The sequence below is a fragment of the Mesorhizobium sp. WSM3868 genome (assembly GCF_002294785.1).
Lineage (GTDB): Bacteria > Pseudomonadota > Alphaproteobacteria > Rhizobiales > Rhizobiaceae > Mesorhizobium.
In genome coordinates, this window is the sequence record NZ_NSGB01000001.1 from 609,871 (window position 1) to 631,282 (window position 21,412).

Here is a 21,412-nt window from a genome sequence, read left to right on the forward strand (position 1 = left end):
CGGTTTGGTTGAGGTTCTCCCGCCGCAAAGGCCGCAAGGCCGGCGCGGCGGGACGGTTTTCGCGCCCTAGCGGCGCGTCTGTTCCGCCATGTCAGGCGGAAGCTCGGAATGGGGGCTTGCAAGCGCGTCTGCTGCCTGCCGCAGCAGACGCTCGTCCTGGGTAATGCGGCAACACAGCCGCGCGGCTTCGGCGTAGACGGAGAGCGGAAACTCGGCCTTGAAATAACGGTCGCGCTCGATGCCGAGGCCAAGCCGGCCCTTGACGCTTTGCAGTTCGGCAAGGCTGACGCTGCCGAGTTCGGGAAAGCCGACGCCGAGATCGCAAAGGCCGAACAGCGTGTCGCCGTCGGCGGCGAGTTCGCTCAAGAGCCAGGTTGCTGCCCCGGTCGGATCGAACAGTTTTACGACCGGAACATGGTCGGTTTCGGTGTCGGAAGCGCCATTGGCGAGGAGACGGGCGCAAAGGTCGTCGGTGATCAGGATCATTGCTGAATTCCTTGTCAAAACAGGTCGAGTTCATTGCGCGCGCCTTCGTCGAAAAGGCCTATATCGAGCGGCTTTCGTGCCTTGCGCGGTCGCATCGGCGCGTGAATGAGAAGCGAAAAGCCGGTCGCGCGTGGTGACTGGCCGGACACCGGGAATGAGCGTCTGCTCGCCTTCCGGCGTCGTGTCGGGCGGCAGCGTATGAGGATCGTGCGCGCTCACGCCGCGATCTCCTCACGGTCCGAGTCTTCAGTGCTGGGGATAGAGCAGAGCAGCAAATCGGCGGCTTTCGAGGCTTGGCTAGCGGCGCGGAAAATGGCGCGGTTGTCTTCGCGCAGCACGGCGAGCCATGAGCCGATGTAATCGGCATGGCGCACGGTCGGCTCGATACCGAGACTGCTGCAGACGAAGGCTGCGCAGATTTCTGCGACCAGTTCCTCGCGCGCATAGACCTTCGAGCCGAAGGAGCCGGAAAGGTCGCGCGCAAGCCGGGTTGGATGGCCGGTCCAGTGGCCAAGCTCGTGGAAGCACGTGCGGTAATAGTCGATCTGGTGAAAGAAAGCAGGCTGCGGCGGCACTTGAATGAAGTCGCTGCCCGGCATGTAAAAAGCGCGATCGCCGCCGATGCGGAAGTCAGCGCCGCAGCCGTGAATCAGCGCCTCGGCCTGCGGAACGATCTGACGCTGGGGCAGCGGTTCGGCGGCGGCATAAAGATGATCCGGCAGGTTGTCGCATTGCGTGACATTGAAGACGGTGAAGCGCTTCAAAAAGGGCACGGCGTGCGGTTCGTCGCCATCCGTCTTGGCGCGTTCCTTTTCGTCCTTGGGAACAAAGCGGTCAGCGTGGACGATGGTCGTGCCGTGTTCGCCCTTCCTGACATTGCCGCCGAGCGCTTGAGCCTGCCGGAAGGTCAGCCAGTTCTGGCTGGCATACCCGCGCTCGAAGACAGCGCCCCAAAGGATCAGGATGTTGATGCCGGAATAGGCGCGACCGGTGGCCGCGTTGCTGGGCAGGCCGAGGCCGGCCTTGGCGCTGCCCCATGGCTTGACCCATGGCACCGTGCCGCGCTCCAGCTCGGCGATGATGCGATCAGTGATTTCCTGATAAAGGCTGGCGCTCGTGCGCCCGCCCCTGCCCGCGCCAGCCTCTTGGCTACCGGAACGCTTGTATTTTGCACCCATCGTCTGGTCCTCCGCTCCTAATCCCGCGCCCTCCCCGGAAGCGGGGTGGGCGGCGAAAGCGACCGGAAAGGCCCGACGTCCAAGGCGGACCGCATCCGAAGGACCGGAACGAAGAGGCGGACCCGAAGCGAAGCGAAGGGTTGCGGGACGCCGCGGCGGGCCTAGAAGGGAGTGCCGCTCACCGCGCGCCACCGGGGAAGGCCAGTACAAGAAACCACGCCGGCCCAAAGGCCGGCGACCGTCAGCAGCCGACAGGCTGGGCCGCGCCAGGGGGCGAAGCCGCAGGGCCGAGACCGCCTGAGCTTGCCGAAGAAAGTGGGCTCGGTTCACGAGCACCCGGCGCGCGCCTCAGGCGCGCGGGCGCTGAGCAGTGCCGATGGCGTCAAGGCGACCGCTGCGCCCTTGGCGGCTTACTAAGCCTATGGCGTCAATTACCATAGGACTCTCTTTGCGAAAGAGGCTGCGCCGCGATGCGGTCGCCCGCTTCTTCGCCAATTTGCCGGCGTGTCTGGTCGGCATGGAGGCTTTGAATGGGGCGCGCTATTGAGCTCGCGTGCTCACTAAGCTTGGCCACCGGGCGCCTGTGGGCATGTGCCGCGATATCCACGCCATGGATGCACTATATCCAAACAATCAAGTTTACCGATGGGTTCTCATACTGCATAGCGCATTGCTTGAAAGCGTATGCCCGATGCTTTCCAGCTCACGTTCGTCGGTTGCCTAAGTTGTTCCACAGCTAACTTTGACATGGATCTATTATGCGAATTTGCGGTATTAAGCTAACGCACGACGGGGCAATCGCTGTCGTCGAGGACGGCCGATTGGCCTTCTGCATCGAGCAGGAAAAACTCGACAATAATCCTCGATATCAATCCATTGATCGTCTTGAAACGATTGTTGCCGCCTTAGCGGAGCATGGCCTGGATCCGCGCGATGTAGACCGGTTCGTCATCGATGGCTGGGACGGTGAGATCGAGTCGCAATTCGAGGTTGTTAGTGAGGGCACACCAGTCACTCTCAACGGGGCACCATATGTGGAGCGGGATCCTAAAAGTCCCCTGACAGCTTGTCATGGCTCAGGCCTCGTGCTGGGCGGCGGGGTATTTTGTTATGAAAGCTATCCGCATGTCCTTGGCCACGTAGCTTCCGCATACTGCACCAGTTCATTCGCCAAAGCCAAAGAACCTGCCCTTTGCCTGGTATGGGACGGCTTCATCTTCCCGCGGCTTTACTACGTGGAACCAAGCGGAGTGCGGTTTATCGAATGCCTGTTTCCGATGATGGGTCATGCCTATGCCGCCGCGGGCCAACACTTCGGTCCTTACAGGCAGGAAACGAGGACCGGCTGGAATCTGGATATCGCCGGCAAGCTGATGGCCTATATCGCGCTCGGATCTGTCAGCGAAAAGATCGTGACAGTATTTGGGGAACTTTACGACCAACATTTCGCCGGTGACACGAAGCTTGCTATTGAATATAGAAACAACAGCCGCTCCGAGGACGCGTTACTCACGGCCGTGCATGATTTCTTCGATGCAGCCGAGGCACGGCTGGTCGCCGAGACACCTGAGGACATACTTGCTTCGTTTCATGCCTTTCTCGAGCGTCTTCTGGTTCGCGAAATGGCAATCGCGCTGCGTGGGCTCTCGGTTGCCGGAACGCGAAACCTGTGCATCGCCGGGGGATGCGGGCTGAATATCAAATGGAACAGCGCACTTCGGGCGAGTGGTTTGTTCGATACAGTTTGGGTGCCTCCGTTCCCAAACGACAGCGGGTCGGCGCTCGGTGCCGCTTGCTGCGCGCTGGCTGCCGACAAAGGCTTCGTTCACCTCGATTGGTCGGTCTACAGCGGACCAAACATGAAGGATGGCCCCGTGTCGCCGGGATGGCAGGCTGCTCCATGCAGCGTGGCAGAACTGGCCAGCGTGCTCGCCGACGGCAAGCCTGTCGTTTTCCTCACTGGCCGTGCAGAGCTTGGTCCACGAGCCTTGGGAGGCAGAAGCATCCTGGCCGCCGCGACTTCGCCCCAAATGAAGGACCACCTCAACAAAGTAAAACGTCGAGAGCACTTCCGGCCGGTAGCGCCAATATGCTTGGAGGATCGCGCAGTTGATATATTTGAACCTGGCACGCCTGATCCCTACATGCTGTTCGATCACCGAACACGTTCGGAGTGGAAAGAGAAAATCCCGGCAGTCATTCATCTCGACGGGACTGCACGACTACAGACAGTTTCTAGAAAATCTGATCACCCAATTGCAGAGCTCCTGGTCGAATACGAACAACTCACCGGCATTCCGCTGCTCTGCAACACGAGTGCCAACCTAAACGGACGGGGCTTCTTTCCCGATGCCTCGGCAGCGTGTGAGTGGGGATGCGTGGACCACGTTTGGTGCGATGGGTTGCTGTTGACCAAGACGGGCTAGTCGCCGCTCCGGTCTTCAATAAGGCTGGCTGTGTGTGCAGGGTCAATCGCGCCTGGTTTGGCGCGTGCATGCGGCATCATCGGGCAGCGTAGCCGGCGTCACAAGCCCGTGGCCGGTCGAAGGATAGGGCATGAAGGCTCTCCTCACGGTATTTCTCGTCAGGATTCGACAACCGCCACGCCGCCAATCGTTGGTCAATCACCGCTGAGCTCGTGAAGCACTGCTGACGACGCCCACTACAAAATTGTCGGAGCAAGTTGCGCGCCGATCGCCGTGCCGTTTGCCTTTGACCATTGCCCCAGTACGGGCAGACGGCCGAGGCGATCTTTTGGTCGCGCTTGCAACATTCTTGTCCGCCTTCGGGCCCAAAAAAAGTTTTTCGGATGGGCGCGCCCGCGAGCAAATCAAGGCATCTCGATCATGCAACGATCCTGACGCCCAGCCGAACTCGATCCTTACCACGTGCAGACCGGCGCGGTGCTGATGAGCGGGAGGCGTCAAAGACCTTCCTCGACGGGGGAGCAGCAACAGCGCAATGGTAGAGGTGCGATGGCCGCGTCATCCCAGATCCCCGGCCTGCGCACGCAATCACCCACTAAAAAAACGCGGTCGATGCAGGTCCCAACTCCCGAGCATGCCGAGAACGCCGGTGGACTGATGGCCGCAACGTTCCAAGTGGCCATCGCGCTGGGAGCATCGGCGTGGGCCGCGGTGATTGCGGTTTCGTATGGGGCTTTGCCTTCGGCGGGGTGCCGGTGGGTATGCAGACATGGATGGTGCTGCGCGCCGCTGCAGCCGGCGCGGTTTTCGGCGGACTACTCGTGGACAATGCCGGCGTGGCCAGTGTTTTTGCCTACAGCGCCGTAGCCTCGTTCCTCGCTGCCCTGACGGTGTTCTTGCTCGGCCCCAAGCGCGATGCCTAGACCGTTGAAAGAGGCCGTAAGTGAAAGCGCGGGGATAGATGCAATCAGATCGGCCGCGCGGTCCGATCCTGCGCACGATCTTTGGCGGTTGCAGGCTTCGCAATCGGCCCCGGACGCCGCCAGCAGGACGACCAAAATCGCGACTTTGATCCTCGGGTTCCTGGCCACGTCCAGCAGACGGCGAAAGCTGGCCGGTCCCATCGGAGGCAGCCTCGGAAGGGTCACGAGTTGCACTATCAGTGTAATGGCGGCTACGACCGCAGCGATGATGAAGGCGGTTCGCCATTCCCAGATGTCGCCGACATAGGCGCCGATAGGAGCCGCGCAGACTTTAGCGACGGTAACGCCGGTGAGGATGATCGACATGGCGCGCTGCAGGAAGGTGACTTGGAACGAGCCGCATCGCCAGCGCTGCTGAAATCGACCAGAAGCCTCCGATCGCTATTCCGAGCACGACGCGGGCGGTCACAAGAACCGGCAGCGACCCCGCGACGGCCGATAGAACGTTCGACAGGATCAGCAACAGCGTCATCGCCCACATGACGATCCTGCGGTCAAGGCGATTTGTGATGATGGCCATCGTCGGCGCGGCGATGGCACCGACGATTGCAGTCGCTGTCAGCGCCTGTCCAACTGCACCCTCGGTGATACCGAGATCATGCGCGAGCGGCGTCAGCACGCTGGCAGGCAGAAACTCTGCCGCCACAAGCCCGAAGGTGCCTAAGGCAAGCGAGATGACCGCACCGCAGGGCGGGACCCGACCGTTGATTTTGGCTGTTCTGGGTCATGCAGAACTCCGTCCATGTATATCGCGGATTCCGTCATGAACCGGGTCTCCAGTTTCGATGCGCACGCCGCGTGACCTCCGGGAAGCACCCGGGGACAGTGGGGAAGCCAGCACCACACCGTCATGCCAAAATCATCGAAGAGCCAGGCCCAATTTTTTGCGCGCCGTTTGCACCCGTACGAGGCGCTGAGTAAAATCCAGACCTGGACCAGGGAGCACCCGCGACTTCACATGCGGGACGCCTCCTGCAACATTATCTGCCGCATCCAGGTACTTGCTGGATCGCTGTTGTGAAGGGTGGGCCATTGGACGGCCTCGGTGAACGTGGGTAGTGGCCGCGGAAGTTCGATGATCCGCAAGGGAAAGGTGTTTTTGAAATGCTGAACCAGCCGGAGCGGCATGGTCGCTATACGAGATGTGCCCGAGACCATCGGCGGGATCATGCTAAAAGCCTGAACGATGATCTCGACACGCCTCTTGAGGCCATTCTCAAGCAAAAACCGTTCCTCGATGGATGGCATCTGCGCGCGGCCAAGCCTGAACGCAATGTGCTTCATCGTCACGTATCTCTCAAATGTAAGCTGCCCTGGCAATTGCTTGTTCGTGGGGCAGCCGACGCACACGAATGTCTCGTCGAATAGCGCCGCTCTTGGATGCGCGCTCGACATGAACAATTCGGGAAGGATCAGAAAATCAACGTCACCGCGCCGGAGAAGATCGTCCGGATCGTCGTCGAGCGGCAGCAATTCGAAGCTGATGGCGGGTGCTACGCGTGCAACACGCTCCACGACCTTTTCAAAAAACACAAGTGTGACGAAATCCGAAACCATGATCCGGAAGCGGCGATCGGATTGAGCCGGCTTAAACGGCTCCCAAGAAATAATCGAGCACTGGATGTGCAGGAGTGCGCCGCGAACTGCGGGAGCGAGTGTTTCCGCACGCGGGGTTAGAACACGTTCGCGTCCGCTCATCGTAAACAGTTCATCATTGAAATAATGGCGCAGCCGGCCGACGGCCGCGCTCATGGCAGGCTGGCTCAGGTTGATGCTGTTTGCCGCCGCCGTGAGGTTGCGCTCGGTCAGCAGTGCGTCGAGTACGACGAGAAGGTTCAGATCAAGGCCTTTGAAGCGCATGCCTCATCCGTCCGCAACGTGGTTGCTTGTCATCGCGACCATTGCGTAAGTCCCACTCAGAGGTGTTGTGTCTTGACCTGCCGCCCACGCGTGTGGAGGAAGTGCTCGGGTTATGCCGATTGCGCGGCCGATCAGCGAATGGCCGGCGTGTACAACTGTTGATCGGACAGGTCCGGAGCTATGAACTGAATTTTTCACGTGGCTAATTGATCACAGATTGAGATTTGAGCAGGCTTGAGCGTGGCGGCGCTCCGACAACGATCTGCGACACATATCCAAGGTCTCCCACAAACTTGCGAATTGCCATCGCTGTTACGACAATGGCCACTCCAAGAACACTTGCGAACACGATTCTGGTCGTGAGATTCCAGACTTCTCCAAACTGTATAAAATCCGTGAGGCGAAACACGGCACCCTGGACCAGGTAAAGCAGCAGAGTGCTCTGACCAAGCTCGACCGCTACAAAGTGAGCTATTCTGGTCGAATACCCGATTCTCCAGCATTGCAACATAAACTGCATTGCCACTGCAGAAGCCGCCGCAGAGCCGGCGAACATTAGCAATACTTGTTTAGCTGACCGTTCATCATTGATTAACACGAGATTGTTGAAGGCGTAGGTCTGCTTATCCCACCATAGCAAGCATATGAAAGCTGCTATCGAAAGTAGGAACAAAAATATTGATTTGTGGGTCCAGCTAATACTTTCTTGCCACCCTTTCGACTGGGCGAAAAAGAAACCCAAACAATAAAATGGGTATGTGTATCTTAACGACGGGATTATCGATGATGTGATGGGGGCGATTGCGACCGCAATTGCAGATGCGCTTATGATCCACATCGATAGACGATTGAAAGTTGTAAAAAACTTAACCAGGACGAACGACGTAAACGCCGCCCATATGAACCAGTATGTTCCAATGACCTCATTCAAAAGATCCAACAACCCACCAGTTAAACTCTTCGTCGGGACCATCACGGTGGACTTTAGCGTCCAAATTAACGCACACCAAAAAAGCATTGGCAGCAGTAGCTGGGTTGCTCGATTGCGGACTCCCTGAATGAATGGTTTTCGCAAAATTGCCGCAGAAGATAGATAGCCGCTTATGGCCATAAAGAGAGGCATATGAAATATGTATATCGACTTGAAATACGGCGACAGCCAGAAGGCGTCAGTGCCTCGATAAATGCAATATTGTAATAAGTGCCCAATTATCACTAAAGTAATGAGTATACCTTTGGCGAAATCAAAGCTTGGATCTCGGTTGTTTGTTCCGGCTGGGCGCGAGTCGCGTGCTTTCGCTCCGATTGTTATGTGATCAAGCATCAGACTCCAGCCTATCTATCGCATTGCTACGTGCCGTCTGCGGGCACGGCGAGCGGGCCAGTTGCGGCGCAAAGGATCGAAACTGACGGGGATCGGGCATGGTATTGTGGGGCGATCGGCTGCAAGCGAGCGGACAAAATCTCAGCGCCTGATCGCTACCTCGATCGCGGCGGCGGTCGCGATCATGTGCGGCGACGCGAACGCACGGCACTATTGCCGTCAGGCGGTCTCTGCAGAACTTCTCAAGGTGGTTCCACAGAGCGTGCCGAACCGTGCCGAAAGCGAATGGAATGTCAGGCTGCTGCGGTGGGACACGCATGACGCGGATAGAATGGCTCATTCCGAGTCTCTCAAGATCCGACTTGCACCGTTGTACAATCCGAGTTCGCCTACCAAGAAATCAACCTCGCCGACCGTGAGGAAACGGCGCAGCAGGTCCAAGTGAGCCGCTACGCCGTGCAGTGGCGTGATCGGGTGCATCTCGGGTGCGGTCATCTATGCAGCGCCATGGAAGTTTGGTAAAATCGATTGTTTAGATCGTGAGCATCCACGCTATGGATAAGTGAAAGCCATGCGCTTCAAGGGCCTTGATCTGAACCTTCTCGTCGTGCTCGACGCACTGCTGAGCGAGCGCAACCTCACGGCGGCGGCAGACAGCATCAACCTGAGTCAGCCGGCCATGAGCGCGGCCGTCGGCCGGCTGCGGGATTATTTCAACGATGAACTGTTTACGATGAGCGGACGCGAACGTGTTCTAACGCAGCGTGCGGAGACACTCGCTCCCGCAGTTCGCGGCGCACTCCTGACAATCCAATCCTCGATTATTTCTTGGGATCCGTTTAACCCGGCTCAATCCGATCGCCGTTTCAGGATCATTCTTTCCGATTTCGTCACACTCGTGTTTTTTGAAAAGGTCGTGGAGCGTGTTGCACGCGAAGCACCCGGCGTCAGCTTCGAATTGCTGCCGCTCGACGACGATCCGGATGAGCTTCTCCGGCGCGGCGACGTCGATTTCCTGATTTGTCCCGAATTGTTCATGTCGAGCGCGCATCCAAGAGCGGCGCTGTTCGACGAGACACTCGTGTGCGTCGGCTGCCCCACGAACAAGCAGCTGCCAGGGCAGCTTACCTTCGAGAGCTACATGTCTATGAGGCACGTTGCGGTCAAGTTCGGCCATGCGCTGACGCCATCCATGGAGGAACGGTTTTTGCTTGAGCATGGTCTCAAGAGACGTATCGAGATCGTCGTACAGGCTTTTAGCATGATCCCGCCGATGGTCTCAGGCACAGCTCGTATCGCCAGCATGCCCTTCCGGCTGGTTAAATATTTCGAAAAAACCTTGCCCCTGCGGATCGTCGAACTTCCGCTGCCGCTTCCCGCATTCACCGAGGCCGTCCAGTGGCCCGCCCTTCACAACAGCGATCCGGCAAGCATCTGGATGCGAGAGGTGTTGTTACAGGAGGCGTCCCGAATGACTTCTCCGCCGGACGCCAAAGGGCGCCGCAGGCACCCCCACACCCGCGTCTCAGGCCGCCAGTCGGGTCAATAGCCCGTGTCGGACTAGATCGATGCTTGCGGCAAGTGCGCCTGCGAAGTCGTCGAGCGGGTGGGCTGCATCGACAAACGGTGCGAATGAGAAGGGGCCCCCATAACCGCCATCAAGCAGCGCCCGGATCTGGCTGCCATTGTCGGAACCTGCCAGGACGCGATCCGGGTAAATCCAGTGGATTGGATCGTTCACTCTTGAAATGTGCACTAGACCGGTCAGCTCGCAGGAGAAGAACGTCTCCCCGGCGAGCGTGTGATGGAACGTGTCGTGCACGAGTCGGAATACCGATTGGCCATCAACAGCGGCGATGGCCTTAGCCGCTTCGTTCTTCGATCGAAGCGAGCAGGTTTGGAAGCCCAGCGGCTCGACGAGACCGATCAGACCGCGCGACTGGAGGATCGGCTTGAGCGCCTTCAAGGCGGCGTGGAGATCGCCCCGCCGCTCGCCATTGGCGGGCCAGCAACCGTCGTTGACCGGGACCAGCATGAGCATCTTGGCTCCGCAGGCGGCCGCGTAATCGGCGAGTTTGCTCGCCTCGGCCTTGCGGGCGGGTGTCCACTCATTGAAGCGCTGCAAGGCATTGACGGAAAGAATCCCAACGCCTGCTTCGGCGGCGGCAGACCGGACGTCCGCTGCCGGGATGCCGAGTGCAACCGCATTGCTGCGCGGCTGGCCGCGGATCTGGACCTCGGTCAGCCCCTGGTCGCGGGCAAAAGCGAAAAGTGCCCCGACGTCAAGTCCGGGTGTCGCCATATGATCGAGTGCAAAGCGGGGCGATGCTTGGCGCATGGGTTGGTTTTCCTTCCAGGAAACGGATGCCATTCTCGGCTGACTTGTCTTCTACCGTCCGTTGATATGCGAGGGCCGAAATGATCTTCATGCGGGAGGCGAGTCGGTCGAGCTCACGCTTCTCTCACTGTGGTGCCGCGCCTTCCGAGAAATTGCCTGAATAGGTGCAATGACCGAAGCTGGCTCGGGCCATCCATCTGCTTGCGCAAGCTAACCCGCCAACCCACAGAGACGGCCAACCGATCGGATTCACAATTCAGGCAGCCGGGTTCTTGGCCAGAGCGAGGCCTACGCCCAGCGCGATCATCGCGCCGCCCGACGCTTCCCTTAGGCGGCGGATCAACCCGGGACGCGCTGCCGCGCCGTCTTGAATGCCGCTGGCCAGGAAGGCAACCACGATGTCGGCAAGCGTGTTGAGTGCAATCGACAAGGAGCCAAGCACCACGAATTGCAGAGCTACGAACCCTGCGCTCGGGTTCACGAACTGCGGAAGGAAGGCTAAAAAAAACGCTGCCGTCTTCGGGTTGAGAGCCTCGACCAGCACCCCTTCACGAAATGCCCGCCGGGGTCCGACTGGACTCACCCGGTCGCCGTCATGGCCGCCAGTCGCTCCCTTGCGGCGGGCGGTTTGAAAGGTGCGCAAGCCCAGCCAGACGAGGTAGACCGCGCCGAACAGCTTTAATGCAGAGAACAGTTCCGAGCTCCCGAGCACGATCGCGGAGACACCTAAGCTTGCGGCGAGGACATGGATCATGCCCCCTACCCCGGTGCCGAAGCTGGAAGCGATACCTTCCGCACGACCGCCGGCAAGCGTGCGCGCGGCAACGTAGAAGATGCCCGGACCTGGCGTGATGGCGAGCATGAAGGCCGCGGCGAGATACAGGGCGAACGGGGTCAGTTCTGGCATCATGGTCGATTCCAACGAGGTTCACGATTATTTGGGATGAGCGCGGCGATCTCTCGGTCAGATGCCCGCCCGCTCGCTGCAAGGCCCTCCTTGCGTTACCAGTCAGCTACTGGCAATCTGACCTGCTGAAAACGGCCAGTCAGAAGCTATCGACGTGGTCCAGTTGACGAAAGACGGCATCGCGCCGATCCGATCAGGGACAGATCCCGCGGCGGGGTGGGCGAGTCTGGCAACAGCCTGCGTCCTTCGCAGCCGAGCGGTGGTGCATATCCCGCAACGACGGCAACGGCGGCTAGTTTCCCAAACCTTGTGGCCCGCGATCACGCAGGAATGTGGTATAGGCCTCTGGCAAGCCCAATGAATAGAGCTAACGCAAAATGAGCCATGTTAAAACAACCTCCAGGAGAGCGCGTCGGCCAGGCAATGCCGAGAGCGTGCGCGGGTCCGGCAGGTGACAACTACCTTCCATGCTTAAGCGAACGGTCGCAGTTCGTCCGAGGTCGACGAAGTGCTTGTGCGCAGGGCGTAAACGGCCTGCAAGCCTTCATGCGCGAGATCACAAGGTTCTGGCGGGAAGCAGGTCCAATCCGGCATTTCAGTGATGTTCTGGTAGCGAGCGAATTTCATATCCGCGGGCATGTAATGCCGGAATCAGATTGGACAGCGCCATAACGGTCTGGTCGCGCAGACTGGCTTGAGTGCTGGACTCGTCGGGAGGGCAACCGTCATGCAAGAGCACGATTGCGCCAGGCCGGACCGAAGCGAGCACTGCATCGACGATTGCGTCGGTGCCGGGCCGCGCCCAGTCCTTTGGGTCTATCGACCAATGAAGGGCGGCCAGCCCGGCCATCTCTGACGCAGTGAACACTTCTTCGCTCCAGGCGCCGTATGGCGCGCGAATGTAGCGGATCGAGGCCTGCGGGCATGCTGCCATAATGGCACGGTTGGCCTCAAATACCTCGCGTTGCACTTCACCCAAGTCGCATTTGGACAGATCTGGATGAGACATGGTGTGGTTGCCTACCTCGTGCCCTTCTGCGATCATTCGCTGGATGAGATCCGGGTGCTCTGCGGCACAGGCACCGATGGCGAAGAAAGTCGCTGGCACCCCATTTTGCGCCAGCACATCGAGTATCTGTGGCGTGAAAAATGGATCGGGACCGTCGTCAAACGTCAGATAAACGCTCCGACTTCCATCAGCGCATTCACTCTGCACCTCCCATCTTTCATCATGATATTTCATAGCTCTGGATCCTTCCGGGTCAATTGTTGTACCGGCCATTTGCTCATCGGCCCCGCAATCGGCATAGCCACGAGAGCACGTGCTCAAACGCGCGAGACGGCCGGTCGAGGTTCGGCACTCCGGAGTGGGATCGTACGCGAAAGTAGACGCGATAGCCGCCACGCCTGTTTCTGCAGGACCTCAAATTGGTTCCGCAGCGCGTGCCCCAAGTGAGAAAGCACTGGATATGGTATACAAAATGAATTGCTGATTCCGAACCGATCAAGATGCGGACGCATCGCGTGCAACCCGAATTCTCCCGCCACGACATCAACCTCGCCGATCCTGATGGCGGCGCAACAGGCCCAAGTAAGCCGTGACGACCAGCGCGTCGTAGCCGTTAGGCCGAAGCCCCAGCCCAACTTCGAACGGCTGCGAATAGCTTTCCATCAAAGGGATCAGTCCCTCGATAGGTTTTTCGGAAGAGTCGGAGAGTTCGACATGATCGGCCACTTGCAACTTGTTTCCAAGCACAACCTCCACCGTCCTTGGGAGCGCATGGGAAAACCTCAACCTTGTTGATGTTGAGGTAGGCGCTACGCCACCTGAGGGAGCTTGTGGCGAAGAGCCGACCCGATGCAGCTTGCGCCGATCACCGACGAACCTGATCGGAAAGCGGATCGGCTCGCCTAAGTTCGGCGCAGCCCAGGAGGCACACACCAGAAATGCTACTCGGAGCCAACGTATACATCGACAATCCTTTTAGGGCTGCATCTTCCTATGCAACGTCCTGTCCAATCCGCAAAATCGATTGCTTCGATGACAAGCATCCAGTTTGTGAATAGATGAGATCAAGCCCTTGATCTGAACCTCCTGGTCGTGCGACGCACCGACCGAAGTGCAACCTCACGGGGGGGCAAGCAGCATCAACCCAAGTCAGCCGGCCATGAGCGCGGCCGTTGCCCGGCTGCTTTCAACGATGAACTGTTTACGATGAGCACCCGCGAACGTGTCCTACTCCGCATGCGGAAACTGTCAGCGTCTCAGAGTTGAGCGACGACGTCCCGCAGCATCTCGACGCCTTTTTCGATCTGCCGGATGCCCAAGGCAGAATAGCCCATGACAAGCCCGACGCGATCGGCCTCGCCTGCTCCCGATTGCCCATGATAAAGCGGCGAAATGAGGTGCAGACCTAGACCTGCGCATTGCGCGGCTTCGACCAACGCCGTTTCGCGCGACCGCGGCAGGTCGTTGAACCATATGACGACGTGCAGTCCGGCCTCTGCCCCTTGGACGGCGATCCTATCTTGAAAACTCCGTTTCATGGTGGTCAGCAACACCTCCCGGCGCTCGCCGTTGAGGCGGCGCACGCGGCGCACATGGCTTTCATAGCTGCCGCTCTCGATCAGAGAGGCCAATGACTCCTGCTCGGCCATCGGAGAATGCCGGTCGGCAAACTGCTTGGCGGTTTCAAAAACCTGCTGCAATTCCACCGGGACGACGAGATAGCCGATGCGCAGCATCGGCGAGAGCGTCTTGGAGATGGTGCCTAGGTAGATGACGGCCCCATGATCCTCCAGGCTGTGCAGTGGGGGAACGGGGCTGATATCGTAGCGATATTCGCTGTCGTAGTCGTCCTCGATGACGTAGGCGCCCTCGTCCCGCGCCCATTCCAGAAGCTGATGCCGCCGCGCGATCGGCATGACACCGCCGAGCGGAAACTGATGCGATGGCGTCGCATAGGCCAGCCGAGCCGCGAGCCCCGCCAGTTGCTCCGTCTGCATGCCATGCTCGTCAACCTCGACCGGAACCGGCGTGGCACCTGTACTGGCAAAGACCTGGCGTGCCATCCTGTAGCAGGGGTCCTCGATGACGAAGCTGTCCCCTGGGTCGAGCAGCAGGCGCGCGCAGAGATCGAGCCCCTGCTGCGACCCATTGACAATGACGATTTGCTCAGGGTCGCAGCGCACAGTACGGGCGCGCCAGAGATAGCCCTGAAGCGCCTGGCGCAGCCGGCGCGAACCGCACGGATGGTCGTAGGCGAGCCGTGCAGGCCGCTGCGCCATAGCCGCGTTCATCGCGCGCTTCCAAACCGGTGCCGGAAAATCTGAGGGCGCCAGGTCGCCATATCGGAAATCGATCTTCAGCCTGTTGGGCAGGTGATCCGGCCAGCGCGGAGTGCCACGCAGCCGTTCGCCATAGTTCGACAAGTGACCCGGGCCGGCCCGTTTTGGGGGATTGGCGGTTAGCTCAGGTCCGATCAGCGAGGATGCGACACGATGGCGCGCGCCTTGACGGACGTCGATGAAACCTTCCGCCGCCAGCTGCTCGTAGGCAGCGGTGACGGTCGTTCGCGAGACTCCAAGTTCCTCGGCGAGACCACGTGAGGAGGGCAGTTGGCTGCCGGTGTCGTAGACGCCTCTGAGGATCTGCTCGCGAAGCGATTCGTAGATCTGGCGCGCACCCATGCCGTACGAGCGGTTTGAGCCGCCGGGACCTGGAAACTGGACCATTTCTTTTCCTCCCAACTGGACCAGTTTGCAGCTACTCTTGCCGAAAGCCAAGAGCATGTCCGAAGTCGATGCCCGAGCCCGCCCCACCGATCCAAGACTGATAAACTGGCACCGTCTGCGAACGGCCAACTCGGCTGCCCGCGCGATAGGCCGCGGCGCTCCAGTCGAACTCGCATGGTTTAGATCGGCGTGCCAACTGAGGTTCGCGTCACGCTAGCAATTCCACGTTCCTCGCGGAAATCCTTCAGCGACGCGTGGCGCAGCTTGAGAACAGCTCGCCTTGGCCACGCTTTCATTCGCTGCCCTCGACACGAGGCGATGACGCGTTCGACGCGGCTCCAACTGCCGGCTCCGTGAACGAATTTGACCTTCGGACTCGCCCTTCGCCGGGACGCTTCGAAGCGCGCCATTGTGCGGGGCTCCAGATCCGCGCCATGCCTTGCGCAAGCTCATGGTGAGCACCAGGCCGAGGCTGAAGTCGATATATTGGCCCGGCACCAGTCGAAAAACCTGCGGACTGCAATAAATGGCTATGGATCAGGATCCGGGTGTTCGGCCAATTGCTCCGGATCCCCCGCACCAAGCGGCTTGTCATATGAAGGTGCTTGGACGCACCGGTGTTTCGGCAGCTGGTATCGGTCGTCCAGGCTCTGGCATCATTTTTGGTGGACGCGAGCAGCTCGTGAGGGGTGCATCCGGACGTGGCGCTGCTCCCACAATCGTCTCAGCTCTGATGTGAGAGCCTCGCGCTGGGCTTGATCCATCGTGGTTGTGTCGAGGAGCTCTGCGAGCACGGCCTCGCCTTCGATCCGCGTCAGCAGATCGAACAAGTCATGTGAAATACGCGCGCAGTCACGGTTATCCGTTCGGATTTCGCAGACGGTCTCTTGGCGATCCTGCGCCGTGTATGCGCGGACTTTATGCAGGGACACATATGGCGGCAATGAAACCGCGAGCGCAGTCCAGTCCTGCAGCGTTGCGGCCCGTTTTTTGACGAGGTACGGCCCGACCACAAGTCCATCCAGCTCTGTCGTCAAGAACGTGGCAATCGAGTCTGCAACTGAATCTACGATCGGCTCGGCATTGTTGTTAAAGGACGTATTGAGCAGCATTGGAATGCCAGTGCGCTGCTTGAAGGCATTGATAACGTTCCAGTAGGCAGGACTGGCCTTGCGCGATACTGTTTGCAGCCGAGCCGTACCGTCGACGTGCGTGATGGCGCCGAGCAAACCACGTTTGGAATCGTGCACACGAACTACGAAGTTCATGAACGGAAATTCGCCCGCACTCCCCGGAAGGTCAAAGAATTCGCGCGCATCCTCCTCCAGCACAGATGGGGCGAACGGGCGATACCCTTCCCGCTTCTTGACCATAGCGTTGATCCGGTCCTTGTTTGTGGCGGGCCTGGGATCGGCAAGAATGCTGCGATTTCCGAGCGCGCGCGGCCCGAACTCCGAACGACCTTGCACCCAGCCGATCACGGCCCCACCGGCCATCCACTCGGCTGCCCTATCCGCCACTTCCTCGGTGCGTTCAAACTCCAGGTGCCCCGCCCATGCCTTTAGTTCCTCTTCGACAGCGTGATCACTCGCAAGATCCGGCCCCCAATAAACCTCCTGCAATCGCGCACGCGGCGCGGGGCGGCCCAGCTCATTAGACGCGATTAGTGCAGCGCCTAATGCGCACCCAGCGTCATGCGATGCGGGCTGCACGAAGATGTCTTCGAAAAGTCCTGAATAGAGGAGCTTGCCGTTCATGGAGCAATTGTGCGCAACTCCGCCGGCCAGGCATAACCGCGTCATCCCGGTGGCCTCGCGATAATGCCGAAGAATGTGAAACACGATGCGTTCGAGCGCTTCCTGTAACGACGCACTCACATCCTTGTGCTGCTGGGTGAATGGCATTCCCTTTTGCCGAACCTGAATGCTGCGGAGCAAAGTCGGACCGATGCGGTCCAGGTGGACGCGATACTCGCCGTTTGCTGAGAGTTCATAGAACTGCTCGAAAAGCTCGCGATAGGGAACGGGATCGCCGTAGGGGGCTAGCCCCATTACCTTGTATTCATCGAACAAGCCGTAGCCGAGATACCGGATCGTCTCGAGATAAAATTGCCCAAGGGAATTGTTCTCCGGGAAAGTCGCGAGTTGCGTAATTTCAGTACCGGATCCTATCGCCATTAGGCCCGACAGGAAATCACCAGAGCCATCGACCGCAAAAATCAGACTTTGCTCGAAGCCCGACATTGCAAAAGCACTCACGGCGTGCGCCTGATGATGACTTACGAATGAGATACGCGAAGCGTCGAGTTCGGTACCGAATTCCTGCGCCAACAGCTTCTGCACCAACAGTTTAGCATCCAACGGAATGGAGGCATCCGGCTGGGAAACAAGCATGTTTTCTAGCATGGCATTCGAGTAGGCTTCGGTAGCGTAGAACGCCACACGATCGATTTCGCTGAGCTGAACCCCGGCTGCTGAAAGACAGTATTGAGCCGCGCTAATTGGGAGCTTGTTGGAATGTTTGATCCGATTCAGGCGCTCTTCTTCTACTGCCGCAATGACCTGTCCGTCCCGGACGAGCACCGCAGCGCCATCGTGCATGAATGTGTTTGGAATCTGAAACCTGTTTTCATGGACTTTGTCCAATCCGCCGTTCAATCCTAGACACAGCATCTGGCTCTCCGTTTGTCGTACAAGAATACTAAATTGGCCTGTCTCGAGGCCGTTCGATCAGAAAGACCGGCTGCGTTGTCATTCGTCCCGGCGAACGCCAGTCAGACATCACTGACCTCAAAGAAATCCTCTTGGGTCCGCCGGGATCAACATAAGATTCTGTGCTCGAGACGCCGGTCCCATAGCGTTGTGAGTTGTATTGACGCCAGCCAAACCCTTCGCGGCACATGCTGGCGATGTCGTTTTTATTTGCGCTCATAGGGCATGATTTATCTCCTTCTCTCTTTCGCGTCAGCGCATCAGTCGGCGGCGCAACAGCGCCATCGAGAGAAAGAATGGCAACAGTGCGTACAGGCCGAGCACACCGATGTGCAGGGCGATGCCGGCGATCGGGCGATCAAGCATAACAGGTCGAATGAGGTCGATCGAATGTGACAGCGGCATGCATCGCGCTATGTTCTGAAAGGCGTCAGGCAGCTGATTCAATGGGAAAACGGCGCCCGACAGGAACAGCATAGGTGTAAGCACAAGCGTCTGGTAAAATACGAAGTAATCGTAGCTGGGCGAAAGTGCGGTGACGATCATCGCGAGGCTCGCAAATACGCACCCCGTCAGAGCAATGATTGGCAGCGCATAGAGGACGGACGGCCAGGCTGCATAGCCCAACGTTACGGTGACAATCGTAATTGCCGTACCGGCCAGGAAGGCCTTGGTGGCTGCCCAGGCCAGTTCACCCAAAACGATGTCGCCGAGGGTAACGTGCGTGTACAGCATGGCTTCCCATGTGCGTTGAGAATGCATGCGAGCGAAAGCCGCGTACAATGTTTCGAGGGTAGAGGCGGTCATCGCACTTACCGCGACCATACCGGCCGCCAAAAAGGCGATATACGACGCACCGTCAACGTGGCCGACCATTATGCCGAGTCCGGTGCCGAGTCCGAAAAGATAGATCATCGGATCGGCGAGGTTACCGAGAATCGACACGAGTGCGACTTTCTTCCATGCCAGATAGTTGCGGCGCCACACCGCAACCCAGTTCCACGCATTGGCCGGCAGCGCCGCGGCAAAACCTTCAATCATCGTTCACTCCTCCATCTCGCGCCCGGTCAGCCGCAAGAAAACATCCTCGAGATTGGCTGGGCGCAGAAGAAGACGCAGACCTGCACGCTCCTGCAGTTGCGTGCGCACCTGGTCAGGGTCTGGCCCATAGCAATAAAGGGTTTCGCCGCTGATCTCGATGCGCTGAGAATGTGGCTTGACCAGCGAATGCAACTCGTGCGGATCGCCGCCGTAGATCTCCATGACCTGGCATCCTATATGCTCGTCGATAAGCGCCTGCGGGCGGCCTTCGGCGATGTTGCGACCTCTTTCGAGCACGCACAGCCGATCGCATAATCTCTCAGCCTCTTCCATGAAATGCGTCGTCAGGATAATCGTCTTGCCGCATGCCAACAGGGCGCGCAGCCGCTCCCAAATCAGGTGGCGCGCGTGCGGATCGAGGCCGGTTGTCGGCTCGTCCATCACAATGAGCTGGGGGTCGTTGATCAACGCCCGCGCCATCGTCAGGCATCGCTTCATCCCGCCGGACAGTTCCGAGACACGCGCATCCGCCTTTCGCTCGAGGCGAGCGAATTCGAGAAGGGACGGGATGACTGCTTCGCTCTGGCGTGTGCTCATGCCGAAGTAGCGGCCGAACACCAGCAGGTTCTCGCGTACGGTGAATTCCTGGTCAAGATTGTCGAATTGCGGGACCACGCCAATGCCCCTGCGTGCCAGCCGAGCTCGCGCCGGCACCGGGACGCCGAGCACTGTGATCGTGCCCGCGTCAGGGCATGTCATGCCAAGGAGCATACGCGCAATCGTGCTTTTGCCCGCGCCGTTTGGTCCGAGGAGGCCGAAACACTCGCCCGACGCAACGCTGAACGACAGTTCGTCGACAACGGCCTTGTTCCCATACGACTTGGTTACGCCGGCAAAATCGACAGCCACGGTCGACAGAGGGCCAGGCAGGGAGCTTTTCGCGCTTGCTTGCCCGTGAGACTTCCGTTCGATCGGACCAGTCTCGAGCCGCCCCAAATCCTCTGGGCCCAACTTCCGACTCAACACTTGATGTTCCTGGTCCTGGCTCAAAGCTCTTCCACCTACGTGACTATTGCTGTTCGCTGTAAGTTGCGTCAGATCCCACCAAGTTGTGCTTTGGAACGGCGCCGCCGATGTTTGGCACATTGGCCGCAGAGCCTCGCGACAACCAATCGCTATTGCTCAATGTACACAGCGCGTATGCTTTCAATGGGAGCAAGAGAAAAATGTTGATGAGTGTGTGGAGCGAGAATCCGAGAAATCGAAGTTGGCGCGCACGAAACGCTGCCACGCTGCAGCGAATTATAGTCATGACCGCAATCGTCAGGCACGCCGTCCAAGGCACGGTACCCGTCGTTAGGAATTGCGCGAGCCCCGCCAGGAGCGACAATGACAGCAATAATGGGCCAAGGTTCTGCCCAATCACATCCAATGTGAGATAGATATTAAGGCCGCGCAGCAGTTGGAGCCCCAGCAACGTGTCACGAAACGTGCTCCGAGCCCAGCGAAGTTGTTGGCGCAGATAAGGCCCCATGCTGTTGGGAACGACTGTTGCCGCGACGGCCTCCGGGACATATTCTGTTCGAAAGCCTGCCTTCAGCATCAGGATCGTAAGGTGGCGGTCCTCACCGAAGTCGCTCGGTTTCCCTCGAAAGCGCTGCGTCTCGTACTGATCAAGCAGCGAAACAAGCGCGGTTCGCCGGTACATGGCACACGGACCGCAGCAACACATGACGGCACCGAACCGAGCCTGCGCTGCCCGCTCTTCGTTGCAGGCGAGCCAGTATTCCATGTCAATTAACCGCGTCAGCCAAGTTTCATTGCGATTGCTAGCCGCCAACTGGCCCATGGCGGCGCCGATCGCTTGATCTTGCATCTTTAGCGCAAGCCTTGTGATGACGTCCGGTGCGAGTATCGTGTCCGAATCTACATTGAGCACCAAATCTCCGCACGAGCGGCGAACCGCCGCAATCTGTGCCTTGCGCTTTCCGACATTCTTTGGGAGCGCAATGAAATTGAACCTCGGGTCGCGCGCGTATTCCTCGTGCACACCTACGAGGGCATCGCGGTTTCCAGAACCATCATCAACAACATAGACTTGCAGTTCTCCGGCATAGTCCTGGCTTGCAATGGAAGCCAGGCAGTCCGAGAGGGTGCGAGGTGCCTCGTTGTAGCACGGGATAATGACATCGACGCTCGGCCAAGGCTCACAGCCGGCCGGTTCGCCCGAGGACGGCGGTACGTCTGCAGGCAGGGTATAAAGCACCTGCGCGGTCTTATAGACGGTCGACAGCAGCGCATAAGAGCAGACGGCGACAATACTGGCCGGGACAAAGAGGTTCATGAGATGTCAGATTTTTCAGTACATTTGAGGAAGCGAGCGGACAACAAATCCGCGGTCAATGCTGGGTTCAGATCGGTCA

At 59.0% G+C, this 21,412-nt stretch carries 15 protein-coding genes and 3 pseudogenes; 4 read left to right on the top strand and 14 right to left on the bottom strand.

The window, feature by feature from the left end; all coding sequences use genetic code 11:
- Positions 1-66: 66 nt before the first annotated feature.
- Complete coding sequence (locus CK221_RS02740) at positions 67-486, bottom strand: DUF2958 domain-containing protein (RefSeq protein ID WP_095776589.1); 420 nt, start codon at positions 484-486, stop codon at positions 67-69.
- A gap of 215 nt (positions 487-701) precedes the next feature.
- The gene (locus tag CK221_RS02745; RefSeq protein WP_095776590.1) at positions 702-1,664 is read right to left on the bottom strand and encodes a zincin-like metallopeptidase domain-containing protein; all 963 of its coding nucleotides are present in this window, start codon (positions 1,662-1,664) and stop codon (positions 702-704) included.
- A gap of 758 nt (positions 1,665-2,422) precedes the next feature.
- On the opposite strand from CK221_RS02745, the gene nodU reads away from it, so the two are divergent.
- Both nodU and CK221_RS30665 read left to right on the top strand, forming a co-directional pair.
- Positions 2,423-4,090, top strand: a complete 1,668-nt coding sequence (gene nodU / locus CK221_RS02750; protein WP_095776591.1) for a nodulation protein NodU — start codon at positions 2,423-2,425, stop codon at positions 4,088-4,090.
- 681 nt (positions 4,091-4,771) lie between these two features.
- Positions 4,772-5,013: pseudogene (locus CK221_RS30665) on the top strand (MFS transporter); the annotation flags it as partial.
- A gap of 108 nt (positions 5,014-5,121) precedes the next feature.
- Here CK221_RS30665 and CK221_RS02760 read toward each other — a convergent pair.
- Both CK221_RS02760 and CK221_RS02765 read right to left on the bottom strand, forming a co-directional pair.
- Positions 5,122-5,817, bottom strand: a pseudogene (locus tag CK221_RS02760) (MFS transporter); the annotation flags it as partial.
- Positions 5,818-6,027: 210 nt separating this feature from the next.
- Positions 6,028-6,933: a LysR family transcriptional regulator gene (locus CK221_RS02765; protein ID WP_095776592.1), complete on the bottom strand. Its 906-nt coding sequence runs from the start codon at positions 6,931-6,933 to the stop codon at positions 6,028-6,030.
- Between the two features lie 74 nt (positions 6,934-7,007).
- Between CK221_RS02765 and CK221_RS30670 the strand changes: the two are divergent.
- A pseudogene (locus CK221_RS30670) lies at positions 7,008-7,117 on the top strand (acyltransferase); the annotation flags it as partial.
- Positions 7,118-7,135: 18 nt separating this feature from the next.
- On the opposite strand, the gene nolL reads toward CK221_RS30670, so the two are convergent.
- On the bottom strand, positions 7,136-8,257 hold the full coding sequence (gene nolL / locus CK221_RS02770; RefSeq protein ID WP_095776593.1) for a nodulation factor fucose acetyltransferase NolL: 1,122 nt from the start codon (positions 8,255-8,257) through the stop codon (positions 7,136-7,138).
- A gap of 571 nt (positions 8,258-8,828) precedes the next feature.
- Between nolL and CK221_RS02785 the strand changes: the two genes are divergently transcribed.
- On the top strand, positions 8,829-9,806 hold the full coding sequence (locus CK221_RS02785; protein ID WP_095776596.1) for a LysR family transcriptional regulator: 978 nt from the start codon (positions 8,829-8,831) through the stop codon (positions 9,804-9,806).
- Here the strand turns inward: CK221_RS02785 and CK221_RS02790 are convergent.
- From CK221_RS02790 to nodC, 9 genes are all read right to left on the bottom strand, one after another.
- Positions 9,783-10,595: a TIM barrel protein gene (locus tag CK221_RS02790; protein WP_245322475.1), complete on the bottom strand. Its 813-nt coding sequence runs from the start codon at positions 10,593-10,595 to the stop codon at positions 9,783-9,785. The two genes, CK221_RS02785 and CK221_RS02790, sit on opposite strands and share 24 nt — an antisense overlap.
- A 256-nt stretch (positions 10,596-10,851) precedes the next feature.
- Positions 10,852-11,502 carry a LysE family translocator gene (locus tag CK221_RS02795; RefSeq protein WP_095776693.1) on the bottom strand — a complete coding sequence of 217 codons (651 nt, stop codon included), beginning with the start codon at positions 11,500-11,502 and terminating at the stop codon, positions 10,852-10,854.
- Between the two features lie 595 nt (positions 11,503-12,097).
- The gene (gene nodB, locus CK221_RS02800) at positions 12,098-12,745 is read right to left on the bottom strand and encodes a chitooligosaccharide deacetylase NodB (protein ID WP_095776598.1); all 648 of its coding nucleotides are present in this window, start codon (positions 12,743-12,745) and stop codon (positions 12,098-12,100) included.
- Positions 12,746-13,054: 309 nt separating this feature from the next.
- Positions 13,055-13,237 (bottom strand): hypothetical protein, encoded by a 183-nt coding sequence (locus tag CK221_RS30115; protein ID WP_170954330.1) that lies wholly within the window; start codon positions 13,235-13,237, stop codon positions 13,055-13,057.
- 530 nt (positions 13,238-13,767) lie between these two features.
- Positions 13,768-15,237: a PLP-dependent aminotransferase family protein gene (locus tag CK221_RS02810; protein WP_095776694.1), complete on the bottom strand. Its 1,470-nt coding sequence runs from the start codon at positions 15,235-15,237 to the stop codon at positions 13,768-13,770.
- 656 nt (positions 15,238-15,893) lie between these two features.
- The gene (locus CK221_RS02815; protein WP_095776600.1) at positions 15,894-17,909 is read right to left on the bottom strand and encodes a carbamoyltransferase; all 2,016 of its coding nucleotides are present in this window, start codon (positions 17,907-17,909) and stop codon (positions 15,894-15,896) included.
- Positions 17,910-18,200: 291 nt separating this feature from the next.
- Positions 18,201-18,989 (bottom strand): ABC transporter permease, encoded by a 789-nt coding sequence (locus tag CK221_RS02820; RefSeq protein WP_095776601.1) that lies wholly within the window; start codon positions 18,987-18,989, stop codon positions 18,201-18,203.
- A 3-nt stretch (positions 18,990-18,992) separates the two neighbouring features.
- Positions 18,993-20,015: a nodulation factor ABC transporter ATP-binding protein NodI gene (nodI, locus tag CK221_RS02825; RefSeq protein WP_095776602.1), complete on the bottom strand. Its 1,023-nt coding sequence runs from the start codon at positions 20,013-20,015 to the stop codon at positions 18,993-18,995.
- Between the two features lie 43 nt (positions 20,016-20,058).
- Positions 20,059-21,333, bottom strand: a complete 1,275-nt coding sequence (gene nodC, locus CK221_RS02830; protein ID WP_095776603.1) for a chitooligosaccharide synthase NodC — start codon at positions 21,331-21,333, stop codon at positions 20,059-20,061.
- Between the last annotated feature and the right edge of the window lie 79 nt (positions 21,334-21,412).